General features: G+C 36.3%; 15 protein-coding genes and 1 other annotated feature. Of the genes, 4 read left to right on the forward strand and 11 right to left on the reverse strand.

Annotation, left to right across the window (positions count from 1 at the left end; all coding sequences use genetic code 11):
* The first annotated feature begins 243 nt into the window (after positions 1–243).
* A complete protein-coding gene (locus NiCM35_RS24140; protein WP_095332477.1) occupies positions 244–1,512 on the forward strand; it encodes a BaiN/RdsA family NAD(P)/FAD-dependent oxidoreductase in 1,269 nt (422 codons plus the stop codon).
* Between the two features lie 55 nt (positions 1,513–1,567).
* Here the strand turns inward: NiCM35_RS24140 and NiCM35_RS24145 are convergent, their stop codons facing one another.
* From NiCM35_RS24145 to NiCM35_RS24175, 7 genes are all read right to left on the reverse strand, one after another.
* On the reverse strand, positions 1,568–1,750 hold the full coding sequence (locus NiCM35_RS24145; RefSeq protein WP_047944513.1) for a sporulation protein Cse60: 183 nt from the start codon (positions 1,748–1,750) through the stop codon (positions 1,568–1,570).
* Between the two features lie 253 nt (positions 1,751–2,003).
* Entirely contained in the window at positions 2,004–2,309 is a 306-nt protein-coding gene (locus NiCM35_RS24150) for a rhodanese-like domain-containing protein (protein ID WP_095332479.1), read from the reverse strand.
* A 138-nt stretch (positions 2,310–2,447) separates the two neighbouring features.
* A complete protein-coding gene (leuS, locus tag NiCM35_RS24155; protein WP_095332481.1) occupies positions 2,448–4,868 on the reverse strand; it encodes a leucine--tRNA ligase in 2,421 nt (806 codons plus the stop codon).
* A gap of 53 nt (positions 4,869–4,921) precedes the next feature.
* Positions 4,922–5,146 (reverse strand) — a binding site (T-box leader).
* A 607-nt stretch (positions 5,147–5,753) separates the two neighbouring features.
* Positions 5,754–6,305 carry a GNAT family N-acetyltransferase gene (locus NiCM35_RS24160; protein ID WP_123258096.1) on the reverse strand — a complete coding sequence of 184 codons (552 nt, stop codon included), beginning with the start codon at positions 6,303–6,305 and terminating at the stop codon, positions 5,754–5,756.
* 67 nt (positions 6,306–6,372) lie between these two features.
* The gene (locus NiCM35_RS24165; RefSeq protein ID WP_123258097.1) at positions 6,373–7,041 is read right to left on the reverse strand and encodes an N-acetylmannosamine-6-phosphate 2-epimerase; all 669 of its coding nucleotides are present in this window, start codon (positions 7,039–7,041) and stop codon (positions 6,373–6,375) included.
* Positions 7,042–7,624: 583 nt separating this feature from the next.
* A complete protein-coding gene (locus tag NiCM35_RS24170; protein ID WP_123260665.1) occupies positions 7,625–8,791 on the reverse strand; it encodes an amidase in 1,167 nt (388 codons plus the stop codon).
* A 25-nt stretch (positions 8,792–8,816) separates the two neighbouring features.
* Positions 8,817–9,395, reverse strand: a complete 579-nt coding sequence (locus NiCM35_RS24175) for a histidine phosphatase family protein (RefSeq protein ID WP_095332489.1) — start codon at positions 9,393–9,395, stop codon at positions 8,817–8,819.
* 261 nt (positions 9,396–9,656) lie between these two features.
* Between NiCM35_RS24175 and NiCM35_RS24180 the strand changes: the two genes are divergently transcribed.
* Entirely contained in the window at positions 9,657–10,862 is a 1,206-nt protein-coding gene (locus tag NiCM35_RS24180) for an MDR family MFS transporter (protein ID WP_123258099.1), read from the forward strand.
* A 51-nt stretch (positions 10,863–10,913) separates the two neighbouring features.
* On the opposite strand, the gene NiCM35_RS24185 is transcribed toward NiCM35_RS24180, so the two are convergent.
* Positions 10,914–11,078, reverse strand: a complete 165-nt coding sequence (locus NiCM35_RS24185; RefSeq protein WP_095332492.1) for a glycogen biosynthesis protein GlgD — start codon at positions 11,076–11,078, stop codon at positions 10,914–10,916.
* A gap of 13 nt (positions 11,079–11,091) precedes the next feature.
* The gene (locus NiCM35_RS24190) at positions 11,092–11,355 is read right to left on the reverse strand and encodes a YtzC family protein (protein ID WP_047944522.1); all 264 of its coding nucleotides are present in this window, start codon (positions 11,353–11,355) and stop codon (positions 11,092–11,094) included.
* Positions 11,356–11,550: 195 nt separating this feature from the next.
* On the opposite strand from NiCM35_RS24190, the gene mnmL reads away from it, so the two are divergent.
* Positions 11,551–12,516, forward strand: a complete 966-nt coding sequence (mnmL, locus tag NiCM35_RS24195; RefSeq protein ID WP_433780831.1) for a tRNA modification radical SAM protein MnmL/YtqA — start codon at positions 11,551–11,553, stop codon at positions 12,514–12,516.
* Entirely contained in the window at positions 12,513–13,085 is a 573-nt protein-coding gene (gene mnmM, locus NiCM35_RS24200; RefSeq protein WP_095332496.1) for a tRNA 5-(aminomethyl)-2-thiouridylate-methyltransferase MnmM, read from the forward strand. Before mnmL ends, mnmM begins: the two co-directional genes overlap by 4 nt.
* A gap of 582 nt (positions 13,086–13,667) precedes the next feature.
* Here the strand turns inward: mnmM and NiCM35_RS24205 are convergent.
* Positions 13,668–14,762, reverse strand: a complete 1,095-nt coding sequence (locus NiCM35_RS24205) for a tetraprenyl-beta-curcumene synthase family protein (RefSeq protein ID WP_095332498.1) — start codon at positions 14,760–14,762, stop codon at positions 13,668–13,670.
* Between the two features lie 14 nt (positions 14,763–14,776).
* Positions 14,777–15,580: an alpha/beta hydrolase gene (locus tag NiCM35_RS24210; protein WP_047944530.1), complete on the reverse strand. Its 804-nt coding sequence runs from the start codon at positions 15,578–15,580 to the stop codon at positions 14,777–14,779.
* Positions 15,581–15,905: the final 325 nt, after the last annotated feature.

The raw sequence follows: 15,905 nt of genomic DNA on the forward strand, positions 1-15,905 counted from the left end.
AAAATATATTCGATTAAAAGTAAATATGAACATTTTCTAACACACTATTAGTAGTGTACCCTTTCTTAAAAAGAAACGCTACTTTTAATAAAGAGCATGATGCGGTTATGGATTACTATAAAAGGAAAGAATCCCCTTTTTTAAAATTAGTGGCTAACAGACATATTCCTTTATAAGATAGATAGATACAAACTAAAATAATAACAAAGAAAACGACACTTTTTCAAGAAAGTAGGATGTAATATGCAATATGATGTAATCGTGATTGGCGGAGGACCATCAGGATTAATGGCCGCAATTGGAGCGGCAGAACAACAGGCGAAAGTATTACTAATTGATAAAGGAAATAAGCTTGGCAGAAAATTAGCCATTTCAGGTGGAGGACGCTGCAACGTAACTAATAGGCTTCCAATAGAGGAAATCATAAAGCATATACCTGGAAATGGGCGTTTTCTCTACAGTGGATTTTCTGAATTTAACAATGAAGATATTATCGCTTTTTTCGAAAAGCTGGGGATTGCTTTAAAGGAAGAGGATCACGGCAGAATGTTTCCTGTTTCCAACAAAGCACAGTCAGTCGTAGATGCCTTATTAAGCGAACTAGATAGATTAGGGGTAACTATTCAGACCAATTCCCCAGTAAAGACAGTAAACTATCATGAAAATAAAACAAAAACGGTGATTCTACAAAATGGTGAAACTAAAACCTGTAAGTCACTGATCATTGCAGTTGGTGGCAAATCTGTACCACATACTGGTTCAACAGGGGATGGATATGCATGGGCTAAAAAAGCAGGGCATACAATAACGGATTTATTTCCAACAGAAGTACCTATCACTTCGAAAGAAGCATTTATTCAAAATAAAACCTTACAAGGGGTTTCACTAAGAGATGTAGCATTAAGTGTACTTAACCCGAAAGGCAAACCTATTATTACCCATCAAATGGATATGATATTCACCCACTTTGGCATTAGTGGTCCAGCCGTATTACGATGCAGCCAATTTGTCGTGAAGGCAAAGAAAAAATGGAATTTAGGGGAAGTGAAAGTTTCCATTGACTCATTTCCTGATAAGAAAGAAGAAGAGCTTTTTCAAGATACAATGACATTGCTGAAAACTGAACCAAAGAAAGCAATTAAAAATACGTTAAAAGGTCTATTAATAGAACGATATTTATTATATTTGCTGGAGCTAGCAAATATCGATCCAGCAGCTCCATGTGCAACTATTTCTCAAGATAAAATTAGAGTCTTTGTTGGTCTATGTAAAGCTTTCACCTTTGATGTAAACGGAACGTTACCGATAGAAAAAGCTTTTGTCACTGGCGGTGGTGTATCTATAAAGGAAATTGCTCCTAAGACAATGGAATCGAAAATGACGGAAGGATTGTTCTTCTGTGGTGAAATATTAGATATTCACGGATATACTGGAGGTTATAATATTACATCAGCTTTTGTAACAGGAAGGCTGGCAGGTGTCAATGCTGCTTTAGTTGCTAAAAGTGAATAAAAAATAAGCAGAGGTGCTTTCCATACAGGCACTTCTGCTTTTTATTTTTCTCTAATTAAGTTCTGTAAATAATCATGGAGGAAAAACAATAGATTTGATCCTCCTCATCCTCTTGCATGGCTGCGACATTGTATTTGATATCGATTAATTTCTTCTCATCTATTTTCTGTAAAAATTTATTCATCTGTAATTCTAGATCCTTCTCGTGCTCTTGATCAAATAATTTTACTTTAATCATCTTTTCTTCCTCTCCCTATTATTTTGTAGGTTATAGTTAAAGGATAGACAAAATTCTTACTATTCAATCAATTCTATAAAAACTTTTAACTTTCTTTTGAATTTCTTAGCAAGCTATTCTTATACTTTCAGAGTGTAGACACTTTTAGCTTTCATTTAAGTTATGTAAACGAAGTCCATATAAAAAAGCTCAAAGAATAAAGGAGAATAATACCTTATCTTTAAGCTTTTTCGCTTATATTAGCTATCAGCCTTTAAACTGTTTTGCCATGCCAATTTAGCATGCCGCCTTCCATATTTACCACTTTGAAGCCTTGGTCTTGCAAATAGTAACATACATTTTCACTTCGTCTACCTGAGCGGCAAATCATGATATATTCTTTATCTTTTGAAAAGTAATCTAAATTTTCAGGGATGCTATTCATCGGAATGTGTTTTGCTCCAGGAATAATTCCTTCTGCTACTTCTTCGTCTTCCCGAACGTCAACTAATTCTAGCTTTTCTTCATTAGTCAGCTTTTCCTCTAATTCCTCAGTAGTAATTGTTTTTATCGTATCCATTTTATTTCCTCCATTATCACCTTTTATACTGTGTATATAGTTTCTCTCATTGTAATATAGATTAAATGACTATGTTATGCAATTAGTCTGCCTAATTGACCGAAAGAGGAGGCTGTCAAAAAAGACAGCCTCTCCCTTTTAATTTGCAACGATATTAACTAATTTACCAGGAACGGCAATAACTTTACGTACTTGCTTGCCATCAATCTGCTCTTTAACTTGGCTATCTTCCATAGCAATCTGCTCTAACGCATCTTTATTAGCATCCGCTGGAACCATTAGTTTCGCTTTCACTTTACCGTTAATTTGTATGACAATTTCGACTTCATCATCAACCAATTTTGCTTCATCATATGCAGGCCATGCTTCATAGGCAATGGATTGATTAGAACCAGTAATGATCTGCCATAGCTCTTCAGTAATATGCGGGCAAATTGGAGAAAGCAACTTCACGAATCCTTCCACATATTTCTTCGGAATACGATCTGCTTTATAACATTCATTGATAAACACCATCATTTGCGAAATGGCCGTATTGAAGCGAAGTGCTTCAAAATCCTCTGTTACCTTTTTCACTGTTTGATGATAAATTTTATCTAGCGCCTTCATTTCCTCTATATCTTGAACTTTAGAAGTAAGCTCTCCATTATCATCAACTAACAATCGCCAAATTCGATCTAGGAATCTTCTTGAACCATCAAGTCCATTTGTTGACCATGCAATTGCAGCATCTAATGGTCCCATAAACATTTCATACAGACGAAGTGTATCTGCACCATGACTAGCTACAATTTCATCTGGATTTACGACATTTCCTTTTGATTTACTCATTTTTTCATTATTTTCACCGAGGATCATTCCTTGATTATATAATTTTTGGAATGGTTCTTTCGTAGGAACAACACCTAAATCATAAAGTACTTTATGCCAGAAGCGTGCATATAAAAGATGCAAGACAGCGTGTTCTACTCCACCAATATACATATCAACTGGTAGCCATTCTTTAATTTTCTCAGGGTCAGCAATCTGCTTGTTATTTTTCGGATCAATATAACGCAAGTAATACCAGCTGCTTCCAGCCCATTGCGGCATGGTATTTGTTTCACGTCTGCCTTTTTTGCCAGTAACTGGATCAACTACGTTTACCCATTCTGAAATATTCGCTAACGGAGATTCACCTGTTCCAGATGGCTTAATTTCAGATGTTTCTGGAAGTGTCAATGGTAATTCCTCTTCTGGAACACCTGTCATTGTGCCATCTTCCCAATGGATAATAGGAATTGGCTCACCCCAATAGCGCTGGCGGCTAAATAGCCAATCACGAAGTCTATAAGTGATTTTCTTCGTTCCTATTTCTTTCTCTTCTAACCAATTAATCATTTTGATAATAGCTTCTTCTTTATTTAAACCATTTAGAAAATCAGAATTTACATGTTCCCCATCACCAGTATAGGCCTCTGTTTCTACATTTCCTCCAGCTACCACTTCTTTAATTGGTAAACCAAATGTTTTAGCAAATTCATAGTCTCTTTCATCATGTGCAGGTACAGCCATAATACTTCCTGTACCGTAGCTGACAAGGACATAATCAGCGATCCAGATTGGCATTTTTTCGCCATTTGCTGGATTGATCGCGTAAGCACCAGTAAATACACCCGTCTTCTCTTTCGCTAAGTCCGTTCTTTCTAAATCACTCTTACTTTTAACCTTTTCTAAGTAAGCTTCTACATCTGCCTTTTGCTCTGAAGTTGTAATTTTCTCTACTAAAGCATGTTCAGGAGCAAGCACAGCATAAGTTGCACCAAATAATGTATCTGGTCTTGTTGTAAAGACAGTGAATGACTCATCATGATTGTCAATTCGGAAGGTAACTTCTGCTCCTTCTGAACGCCCAATCCAATTTCTTTGCATTTCTTTAATACTTTCTGGCCAATCTACTTCATCTAAATCTTCTAACAAACGATCAGCATATGCTGTTATTCTTAATACCCATTGACGCATCGGACGTCTTTCTACTGGATGTCCACCACGTTCACTCTTACCATCAATAACTTCTTCATTAGCTAGAACCGTTCCTAATGCTGGACACCAATTTACTGCTACTTCATCGACATAAGCTAAGCCCATTTCATACAATTTGAGAAAAATCCATTGTGTCCACTTATAATATTCTGGATCTGTTGTGTTAATTTCGCGATCCCAATCATAGGAAAAGCCTAATGATTTAATTTGACGGCGGAATGTGTCGATGTTTTTTTGTGTGAATTCAGCTGGATGGTTACCAGTATCTAGCGCATATTGTTCTGCAGGTAAACCAAATGCATCCCACCCCATTGGATGAAGAACATTAAAATCCTGCATCCTTTTCATACGCGAGAGAATATCTGTTGCTGTATAGCCTTCTGGATGCCCAACATGCAGTCCTGCTCCAGATGGGTATGGAAACATATCTAAAGCATAAAACTTTTTCTTGCTTTTTTCTTCACTTGTTTTAAAAGTCTTGTTTTCTTCCCAAAACTTTTGCCATTTCTGTTCTATTTTCTGATGATTAAAACTCATCTTAAATCCTCCCATAAAGTTGTTTTGACCAAAATAAAAAGCCGCTCATCCCAAATAGGGACGAGAGGCATTATGTATAATCTCCCGCGGTACCACCCACAATTAGTGAATAAATCACTCGCTTCATTATCCTTTAACGCAGGTGTACGGCAAGCATTACTAAAAGTTCACACTTGCAACTCAAAGGTGAGTTCAAGATGTTTTTGACTGACTTGCACCATCCGTCAGTTCTCTTCTTTCAAAAGGGCATCTTTACTATTCCTTATCCTTGTTGATTACTTATATATGTTTTTTATTGTATTGTATTTTAATGTATGTTGCAAGTAGTTTTCAGATTAAGTACATATTAATAAGAGAAATCAAATTAGTCGTTTTGCAACTTAATTATAGTCAAACATTCATTAGAATTTTGCCATTTTCATTTTCAATGAAAACCCACCTTTGACCTTCGTTACTAGAACGTTCAATCGAATCAGCCGCTCTTTAAGAATCGATACATACTAATCAATATCTGTCTAACAAGTGTTTACACTCTTTATAAACCTTGTAACCAAATATTTCTCTAACCTCAGCTTCTTCTTTTGTCATTGTATTCACACAAAGCAACAAATTCTACTTGTGGGAGCTTTGCATAAATTTCAGCATGATAGATACTGATTGTCCCTACACTAATAACACGAATTCTCAGCTTATTTTCATTATTTCCATTGCTTTCATAATTTAATCACATATATTATTCTTATTGCAGCTAACTCCTTACCTATTTCAATAGTTTAGTTTACAATTAAAGACTACTTGAGCATTTTTAGTGGAAAGCAACCGTTAAATTTTCCAAAATACGGATTAATCAGATCCAAATATAGCTACTTAAATTTTGACATTGGCTCACTTTAATATTTTTCGCTCTAAAGTATCCTCTAATAAGGACCAAGCTTCATGACAGCTCGGAGCAGTGATAAACGGCTTAAACCCATAGTTTAAGTACATATTAACCGCTTGGTAACTTGTTGTTTGCGATGTAAGGTATGCTTTTGAGTGATATTTAGCCAAGATATTCATCGCCGCACTTAGTAAAGGTTTGGAGAGTTTCTGTCCTTGATATGCAGGGACAATTCCTACCCAATGAATTCTTCCTGTTATTTCTCCATCTCCTTTTAAGTCACCATACCATGCCGTTGTTGTTCCAATCACTTCTCCATTTTTATTCTCGATGAACAAGCATCTATTTGTCATTTCATCAATATATGGTCCAAATTCTTTATAAAAATGCGCTAAAGCAGCTTCTTCGCTTTCAAATTCATCTACACTCGCCTCCACAAATGCCCAATGATGTTCATCACCTTTTTCAAATAACCTAATTCGAAATTCAGCTGGAAGCGGGTATTGAGGAATATGCGACAAATCTTTTATCACCATACTAAGTGGAATTCTTTTCATTTGAATCAGCTCCTTTTATAATTGATTGTCTATCTTAAATCACGACAAGACACCTTATATATATTTCTTAGCTGTTCATACCCTTTACAAATCGTTTAGTTATTTCCTGAGGACGTGTAATTGCTCCACCTACTACAACAAAAAAAGCACCAAGCTCTAATGCCTTTCTGGCATCTTCTGGGGTTTCAATTCTCCCCTCAGCTATGATAGGAACGTTTACTGCTTTAACAAGATTATCTAATAATTCAAAGGCTGGACCATTTTTCAAATGTTGCGTTTTCACTGTATATCCAGCTAGGGTAGTACCAACGAAATCGCAACCCATAGTCTCTGCACGTATACCTTCCTCTAGAGTGGAAACATCCGCCATAACTTTTTTGTTAAGGTTATCCTTTATAAAATCAATTAATTCCTGTAGATCTTCTGCCCTTGAACGGTCGGTTGCATCTATCGCAATAATGTCGGCGCCCGCATCAGCCACAAGCTGTGCATCTGCCTTAGTTGTGGTAATAAATGCATCATAGCCTGGATAATGTTTTTTTAGAATCCCTATAATAGGTAAATCTACTTTCTCTTTAATTCTTTTGATATCCGAGTAACCGTTTGCTCTGATTCCTACAGCTCCCCCTATTTTTGCAGCAAGCGCCATTGCAGCCATAAATTCTGAACCATGTAATGGCTCAGAATCCAATGCTTGGCAAGAAACGATTAAACCTCCCTTTAGTTTCTCAATCATCAAATTACTCCTCTCTTGAATATATTAGTATGCTTTATCAACCACTGCTTTTGCAGTAGCTTCTCTATATTTTAATGCTATTTCTTTTAACCGATGTGCAACCCCATTGCATAACTTGCCGACATGAAACCGTCTTGAAATGCAGTTTCTCTACCGCCTGTTAATAAAACAACAGTCTGAAATCTTTGTAATGGGAGAATGTTAATGTGCGTAATATATAATTTTAACCTCATTGTTTTTGGCAATATTTAAAGCATCAATAGTATCTTTGGTACTGCCACTTACTGAGATACTAATAGTAATTTTCTATTTGGTTAGCGTTGTTGCAGACATTGCCTGCATATGAGAATCAGTAATCATTTCAGTACCATACTTTTTATGAATTTACTTCGTGCGTCTACAGCAGTGTTCCCTAAAATGCCTGCCCCCAAAAAAGAATTCCTCGCCCTTTTTTGTTTTTATAGTTTCAGAACTGCTTCAAATAGATTACCAAAAATTCGCTAAGCTTGAATAAAAATTTGTAAATAACTAGGTTATCTGCTTCCTTTATAGATATGCCTATATTTCCTTTAAGGTTATATCATTACCATTTCTTTACCCACTCAGCTACTAATCGAAGTAAATTTCTATCTTGATTTCTACTAGCTATAAGAGAAAGACCTACTGGTACTCCATTGCTTGTAGTTAATGGTATGTTCACTTGGGGGAAACCCGTTAATCCTGCAATACAGCACAACTGAAAGGTTTGCTTTCTTCTTTCTTCTAATTCATAAACAGGTAGATTTAAAAGAGGTGCGATTCCTGGAGCTGTAGGAATGATCAAAACTGCGTCATCTTTAAGCAGTTCTTCCATTCTTTGCTGAATTTTACGTCTCAACTGATGATATGGTGCTAAATCTTCGTCTTTTATTGTACTCGCCCACTTAAATCTTTCTGCTATGCCTGGCCCAAACGTAGGCTTTACTTTTTGAATCCATTCTCCATGCTCCTGCCAAATTTCTTTGCCCTGTAGCATTCTAAAGACCTCAGACCACTCTTGCAGACCTTCTTCTGCTATAACCGTTGTTGTATAATTAGGTACCGACTGTTTTAATTTCTCCAATAAAGGAGCAAAGGCTTTATGAACTTCTTGGTCTGCCAATGCCCATGCATCACTTCCCATGATAAATCTCGTAAAAGAGCCGTCTCTTTGGGCAGGCAAAAGCACTTTTCCAACTTCATTTAGAATTTCTGCGTCATTTGCCATCCATCCAACGGTATCAAAGCTTTTTGCAAGAGGGATTACTCCTTCTATATTCACTGCTCCATGGGAAGGGCGGATTCCATAAATTCCACAATAAGAAGATGGAATTCTTATCGATCCTCCTGTATCTGTCCCTAAAGAGAAATCTGTCCGTTTTGCAGCAACTGTTACAGCTGAACCACTGGAGGATCCACCTGGAATTCTATTAGGGGCCTTAGGATTAACTGGAGTTCCGTAATGAAAATTTTCTCCATTTAAACTATACATCAATTCATCTGTGATTGTTATACCTTGCAGCCGGGCACCATTATTCAGCAAGCTAGTAATCACAGGTGCTGTTTCTTTAGCAGGAGGATGACTAGAAAGCCAATCTGGATTCCCAGCCGAGGAAAGATAATCTTTAATAGCAAAAACATCCTTTACAGCGAAAGTCAACCCGTCCAAGTTTCCTCGTTTCATTGGTTTCAATGAAATATTTTTATCTATGTATGCACCAAAATCACTCATTGATCAAATCCCCTTCCAATCATTCCTATTCATGTATCTCCACTAAATGATCGACCAAGTTGTAATTTTTCACTTCCCAGCGCTTCTCTTTATACTGAATATTGCTAATACAAGCATTTGATAAATATTTTTCTATTTTGAGAGATTCTTCTGACACTATGGTTAATAATGTATGGATAACTGCACCGTGAGCAACTAGTAATACTTTTTCGTTTGGAAACCGGCAAAGAATTTTTTCTAGGCCGCCAGTTAGTCTTTTGACAAGGGCTTCTCTTGATTCCTGGTTTGGATAGTGATGATCTGGATAAAGAATCGCTCGTTCTTCTCTTGTTTTCCCTTCCGCATCGCCAAAACTGCGCTCCATGAATTCATCCATTTCTACCACTTCTAGTTGCAAAGCTTCATTTATAATTAACGCTGTTTGCTTTGCTCTTTTAAGAGGACTTGTAACAATGACATCCCAATCTGAATGCTTTAAATAGTCACGGCATTGTTCTGCCTGCTTCTTTCCATTTTCATTTAATGGGATATCCGTTTTTCCTTGAATCCTTCCCAGTGCATTCCAATCTGTTTCTCCATGCCTTATTAAACATATTTTTGTCATTTATTTTATCCTTTCTCCATGCTTAATTTTGGGGTTATTACTACTTTATTAGAAAAATACTTATTTTTCAAATAAATTAAATATTAAAATGATTATTATCGACTTTTCATCCTAATTTACCTTTCAAAAACGCTTTTTATCGCGCTTTTCTATCAGAAAATTCCGCCTTTAAAAAAATGGATACTATTCTATTGCAGGTTTGTTAAAAAGCAACTACACTTATTTTGGTATTTAAGAATAAAGTTGAAAAGGAGCATTATTATGCCTCGTTCTCTATGGCTTTTAGTTATTGGAATGGCTGTTAACGTTACAGGATCTTCCTTACTTTGGCCTTTAAATAGTATATACATTCATGAGCATTTAGGAAAAACACTTACGGTTGCAGGTTTTATTCTTATGCTTAATTCTGGAGCAAGTGTTATCGGTAATTTAATCGGAGGCATTCTTTACGATAAATTAGGGGGATATCTATCCATCTTATTAGGGATCTCTTTAACCGCCTTTTCTTTACTAGGATTGACTCTTTTCCACAATTGGGAAGCTTATTGTACATTCTTTACGTTATCTGGTTTTGGATCAGGTATTATATATCCTAGCATGTACGCAATGGCAGGGAATGTTTGGCCAGAGGGAGGAAGAAAAGCTTTTAATAGTATTTATGTTGCGCAAAACGTTGGTGTGGCACTAGGATCAGCAATTGGTGGATTTATCGCTTCTTATTCGTTCCAATTAATCTTCTTGTCCAACACCCTTATGTATGGGGTATTTTTCCTTATTGCCTTCTTTAGTTATAAAAACATTCAAGTAAAAACAGATGTCCTTCCTTCTACTACTGGTACGGTTTCTAAAAGAAAAGGAAGACATTTGTTAAAAGGCAGTCCCGCTATGTATTCACTCGGTATTTTAGGATTGGGATATTTATTGTGCTGGATTTGCTATGTTCAATGGCAAGCTACCATTTCCACCCATACACAGGAGTTAGGTATTCCTTTAACACAATATAGTTTATTATGGGCTGTTAATGGTGGTCTCATTGTGTTCGGCCAACCGCTGATTTCTTTTTTCACCAAAAAAGTATGTACATCTATAAAGAAACAAATGCTTATTGGAATCGGTATTTTTATTGTTTCCTTCCTTATTGTAGGAAAAGCAGAATACTTTACTGGCTTTCTTGCGGCGATGATAATCTTAACAATCGGAGAAATGCTTATTTGGCCAGCAGTACCGACCATTGCTGATAAGCTGGCTCCTAAAGGGAAAGAAGGCTTTTTCCAAGGAATCGTAAACAGTACAGCAACTGGTGGAAGAATGATTGGTCCACTTGTCGGGGGAATGCTTGTTGACAGCAGTGGTATGACTTTGCTTGTGCCTATATTAGTCGTGCTACTTGTAATTAGCTTGTTTACAGCCTTTTTCTATGATTATCCCACAAAAGAAGCTTCTAAGTTAACGCCTAAAACCAATTGATATAAATGTCCCAACAGTCTTCATACCGTTGGGACATTTTTTATTAATAAATTATTCTTGTCTTGATTTGGATTTAGCTGGTTGACCTCCAGAATTCTCATATTTCTTTTTGGCGGCTTTAATTAGATCAACATCTTTCCCCAGCTCTATATCCTGATTATTTATCCCATTACGTGTTTTTTGTTCTGGATTATTTTTCTTCGAACGTTTATCCATTTTAATCCCCCTCTTAATGCAGTCTTAATGTCATTTGATTTTGCATTTGCTCTATCAGTAATCGCATGCGATGCAGTTCTTCTCTTTGCTGCTGGTTTGCACTGCGATCCATCGTGTGCAAATCATTGTAAATATTCTCTAATTGCATTTGTGCATCCGTATATTCCGTATCATTAAAATGTTCCTGACGTCTTGCTGCTTCATATTGCTGTTCTGCAAAATTGATTACATCATTACATCTTTGTAGTAAGTCGCTCATGGAATCGCGAGTAGCCAAATAATAACCTCCCAACAATCTTTTCAATTAGAAGCAGATTGCTTCACAAGTAGTATCTGTCTATTGTTCCTCTCCTATTACTTCCTTTTCTTAACTGATGAAGAAATTCTGTTGGATAAAGAACTGAGTCATGTTAAAATGCTTAGGTGGAAATGACAAAAAAAGAATTAAAATTACTTAGGAGGTTACACTGATATGAATCAGAATAACCCATTCCCATTTGCCTCTGATAATAAGAGATATCATACATGGAATTATCATCTTCGAAATGAATTCGGTCACAAAGTTTTCAAAATTGCCCTAGATGGCGGCTTTGATTGCCCGAATAGAGATGGTACTGTAGCACATGGAGGATGCACTTTTTGCAGTGCAGCTGGTTCTGGCGATTTTGCTGGCAATCGTGTTGATAGCCTTGAAAAGCAATTCCATGATATAAAAAACAAGATGCATACGAAATGGAAAGACGGAAAGTATATGGCCTATTTTCAAGCGTACACCAATACTCATGCTCCTGTTGATGTACTGCGCGAAAAATATGAAGTGGTGCTTAAGCAGGAAAATGTTGTTGGTCTATCTATCGCAACACGCCCAGATTGTTTACCAGATGATGTTGTCGAGTATTTAGCAGAACTAAATGAACGTACTTATTTATGGGTAGAACTAGGTCTTCAGACGGTTCATGAAAAAACCGCAAACCTTATTAATCGGGCTCATGATTTTCAAACATATGTGGAAGGCGTTAATAAGCTGAGAAAGCATAATATTCGTATTTGCTCCCATATTATTAATGGTTTACCAATGGAAACGAACGAAATGATGATGGAAACAGCCAAAAGCGTTAGCGAGCTAGACGTACAAGGAATTAAAATCCATTTGCTTCATTTATTAAAGGGAACTCCAATGGTCAAGCAATATGAAAAGGGCCTGCTGAAATTTTTAACATTTGATCAATATATATCATTAGTTTGCGATCAATTAGAAATATTACCACCAGAAATAATTATTCACCGAATTACTGGAGATGGACCAATTGAATTAATGGTGGGGCCAATGTGGAGTGTAAATAAATGGGAAGTATTAAACAAAATTGATGCAGAATTAAAAAGCCGCAATAGCTGGCAAGGTAAATTCTATCAGGCAAATAAGAAGGTGACACAATGAAGTTAGACAGAGTCATTCCATTTGCTCATCAATTATTGGAAAAAGCAATATCGAAAGGAGATATTGCAATTGATGCTACAATGGGAAATGGTCATGATACCGTTTTTTTAGCCAATCTTGTTGGAAACAAAGGAAAGGTATTCAGCTTTGATATTCAAGAAGCTGCTTTACTGGCGACAAAGGACAAGCTAATTAATCAAGCATTGCAAGAAGCTGCTTCTCTTCATTTGTGCGGACATGAGCATATAATGGATGTGATTCCTTCTCAGTACCACGGAAAAGTCACAGGAGCTGTTTTTAATCTAGGCTACTTACCTGGTGGAGACAAGTCGATTGTCACAAAGGCTGAAACAACTATTGCCGCAATCGAACAGCTACTTCAAATCCTGTCTAAAGAAGGGATTATTGTATTAGTGATTTATCATGGCCATCCAGAGGGAGCTATTGAACGGGACAAACTTATTACCTATGTTGAAAATATAAATCAACAGGAAGCTCATGTGCTTCGTTATCAGTTTATAAATGGCATTAATAATCCGCCTTTTATTATCGCAATTGAGAAAAGATAGTCACAATATTAATTCAAATGAAATGAAATGGAATGAAACTACTGACATACTTGTGGAAAGAAGCTCAATACCCGCTGCAACAAAATGAGGATGGGACAAAACAAAATATATATTGGATAAAGACGAACAATCTCTAATTCAGTGGTGAAACCAATTCGTTCCATTACACTACAGACACACGATGCGCCGGGGAGCAACCTAAGTCTCCTCGGCTAAAGCCTGTGGGGGCTTAGGCTTTGCTCTGCTTCCCGCAGGAGTCGAGTATCCTCCGTTCCATTTCACTCCTTTTTTAAAGCTTATTTAGTTTTTTAGCAAACTAAAATTACTAGAAAAAAACAGAGCAGACTGAATACACGTAGACTCCTATGGGAGCTGCGAGAAAGTCCAAGACCCCGCAGGAACGAGGAGACTTGGCGCTCGCCCCATGGAAAGCGAAGTGTATTCAGTCTGCGGGTGATTACCACAAACCTTTTTTCTTAAAATAAATAAAAACCCCCAAATAATTATACGAATATTTCCTAATATGCACGCATAATTGTTCGGGGTTATATTGGGTTGAAATACTTATGTCTCACCCTTATTTTATTTGCTCAATGCTCTTAATGCTCCACTCGGTATTACTTTTTGAAACTTTCTATAAGCTCTTCCGTTCAGATAGAAAAAATAGCCGATTGGACCAGATGTCCTAATCATGTTTTTGGCAAGCTTGCGGATATTTCGTTGCTTATTTACCTTCTCGTCAGATAAATAGACGCCTAATAAACCTCGGTTAATCAGTTTATGAAATTTTTGATGAGGGAGTTTATTAGTATGGCGATCGGCTTCTGTTACAAAATGCTTTAGACGATTAAATAATTCCTCTTCATTTTTATAATAGAAACAAAAGTTTAAGTCACCACCTATTTTATCCTCTTCTTGATCGATAAAATAGTCTAGTAAGATATGTAGTCCTTGGATATAAGGAAAATATCCATCTCGAATTAGTGCTGGATAAGAATCATCAAAATCATCCCGAAATGCATAAGAGACTAAGCAAAAAATTCCTAAAGTCGAGCCAGAGCAAGCAGAAAATTCATACCACTCCATTTTAGGGACATGATTTTTATTTTTTTCAAACCAAAATTTCAATCGAGGAATTCGTTCTTCCATTATCACATGTTTATGTATCTGTAAATCACAGTAGTAGCGGCATAATTCTAAAAGCTGTTCCTTAATGCTTCCGTAATTCTGTAGCTTTGCTAGTGTATCTCTGCATGTCTTAGCTAAATCATATAAGTAGCCTCCGTCATCTTGATCCTCTCGATAACGATAATAATTACTTGGTTTAGCTCCAACAGTTAAAGCGTGTTCCATTGATTCATGTAAAGCAGAAAAATCTTTCGGATCAAGCGAAGTGCTTCGATCACAAAGATTATCTAAGTAATCACTTATCGTTTGGTAGGCTACAATAAATTTAATCACTTCTTTGTACTTGCTCATGGCAATTAGGGCCATGATGGAACCACCTTCACAATGAAATGTTTTATTCTCAATACTTGCTAATGCTTGTTTTCTTAATTCTAAATTAGGAATACTCTCTGCTCTTTGCGCCCAATAGCTCAATTCTTGATGGACAACTGGAAAAACCTTTAAGTAAACTTTTGACATTAATGTTATTGGCATCTTTGGAACTGACATATAAAAAACCTCGCTTATACAATATAACCAATTGCTTTCAATTGACTATTGATAAAATCCTTCGTGTATTCAAAAACTTCATCTCTTTCTGGTTCATTAAAAATTTCATGATAAAACTCTGGCCATTCTTTATATCTCTTTTCAGATAATGGTATCATATTGAACCAGGTTTTTACCATTTTTTTATCTACAACTAAATCGCCGCCGCCTTGCATAAGCAAAAGTGGCAAGTCTTGCGTATTGGCGATGTCTTCAAAGGCTTTCTTTGTTGCATTAATCAATTCACGGTACCATCTGATAGAAACTTTCGTTATATATAAAGTATCATTTGAATCAATTTCTCTTACTTCTGCATTACGAGTTGCCATATCAATCGTTAAACCGGAATTAACTCTTAGCTTTGGGGCCACTTTATTCAAGAGAAGTGATACTAAACTCATCAACTTGGAGGGGTAATTAATCAACCCTAAGCATGGTGAAGATAAAATCAAGCCTGCTATTTTTAATTTCTCCTGCTGGAGAAGTCTAATAGAAGCAAGGCCCCCCATGCTATGCCCCAATAAAAAAATAGGCAGATCAAATTGATAGGCAGCTTGAATCCAGTCTTTAATTTCTATTGTATATTCATCAAATGAATCAATATGTCCTCGATCAGATCTAGTTGTCATACCCTGTCCAGGAAGATCTCCCATTACAACATGAAAACCAGCTAACCGAAACATTTCGATAAGCCAGCCATATCTACCATGGTGCTCCATTGCTCCATGAACAATAACAATGACCGCTTTCGCGTTTCCCTCAGCTTCCCATTTCCACATAAAAGCTCCTCCATCCCATGTAAAAATCTAAATTGGCTTTATTCAACTTTAACAAACCAGCAAATTATGAAAAAAATAAAGATTTTATTTGTAATATAACTTATTAATAATAAATGCGAATAGACGAAGATCAGCTTTTTTTATTATGATCCAAAGTTACTTTAATTATAGCAAATAACTTAGAAATGTACCTTTATAATACAAACCTCATCATTTATCAAAATAAATGGTATACTAAAAAAGGTTTCTTTTGTCGAAAAATAGGGAAAAGGAACGAAAGAATGGATATCGTTTCTTAAAAGTTCCAAAATTAACTAAAAGAAAG

Origin of the sequence: Niallia sp. M35, assembly GCF_050971705.1 — a bacterium.
Classification (GTDB): Bacteria; Bacillota; Bacilli; order Bacillales; family Cytobacillaceae; genus Niallia; species Niallia circulans_A.

Bases quoted from the DNA above. Each gene is read 5' to 3' on its own strand.
- NiCM35_RS24145 (WP_047944513.1), bottom strand. From the start codon at position 1,750: ATGATTAAAGTAAAATTATTTGATCAAGAGCACGAGAAGGATCTAGAA.
- NiCM35_RS24170 (WP_123260665.1), bottom strand. From the start codon at position 8,791: ATGAGTGATTTTGGTGCATACATAGATAAAAATATTTCATTGAAACCA.
- NiCM35_RS24150 (WP_095332479.1), bottom strand. From the start codon at position 2,309: ATGGATACGATAAAAACAATTACTACTGAGGAATTAGAGGAAAAGCTG.
- NiCM35_RS24165 (WP_123258097.1), bottom strand. From the start codon at position 7,041: ATGATTGAGAAACTAAAGGGAGGTTTAATCGTTTCTTGCCAAGCATTG.
- NiCM35_RS24160 (WP_123258096.1), bottom strand. From the start codon at position 6,305: ATGAAAAGAATTCCACTTAGTATGGTGATAAAAGATTTGTCGCATATT.
- NiCM35_RS24175 (WP_095332489.1), bottom strand. From the start codon at position 9,395: ATGACAAAAATATGTTTAATAAGGCATGGAGAAACAGATTGGAATGCA.
- mnmL (WP_433780831.1), top strand. From the start codon at position 11,551: ATGAATCAGAATAACCCATTCCCATTTGCCTCTGATAATAAGAGATAT.
- mnmM (WP_095332496.1), top strand. From the start codon at position 12,513: ATGAAGTTAGACAGAGTCATTCCATTTGCTCATCAATTATTGGAAAAA.
- NiCM35_RS24185 (WP_095332492.1), bottom strand. From the start codon at position 11,078: ATGGATAAACGTTCGAAGAAAAATAATCCAGAACAAAAAACACGTAAT.
- leuS (WP_095332481.1), bottom strand. From the start codon at position 4,868: ATGAGTTTTAATCATCAGAAAATAGAACAGAAATGGCAAAAGTTTTGG.
- NiCM35_RS24140 (WP_095332477.1), top strand. From the start codon at position 244: ATGCAATATGATGTAATCGTGATTGGCGGAGGACCATCAGGATTAATG.
- NiCM35_RS24180 (WP_123258099.1), top strand. From the start codon at position 9,657: ATGCCTCGTTCTCTATGGCTTTTAGTTATTGGAATGGCTGTTAACGTT.
- NiCM35_RS24205 (WP_095332498.1), bottom strand. From the start codon at position 14,762: ATGTCAGTTCCAAAGATGCCAATAACATTAATGTCAAAAGTTTACTTA.
- NiCM35_RS24210 (WP_047944530.1), bottom strand. From the start codon at position 15,580: ATGTGGAAATGGGAAGCTGAGGGAAACGCGAAAGCGGTCATTGTTATT.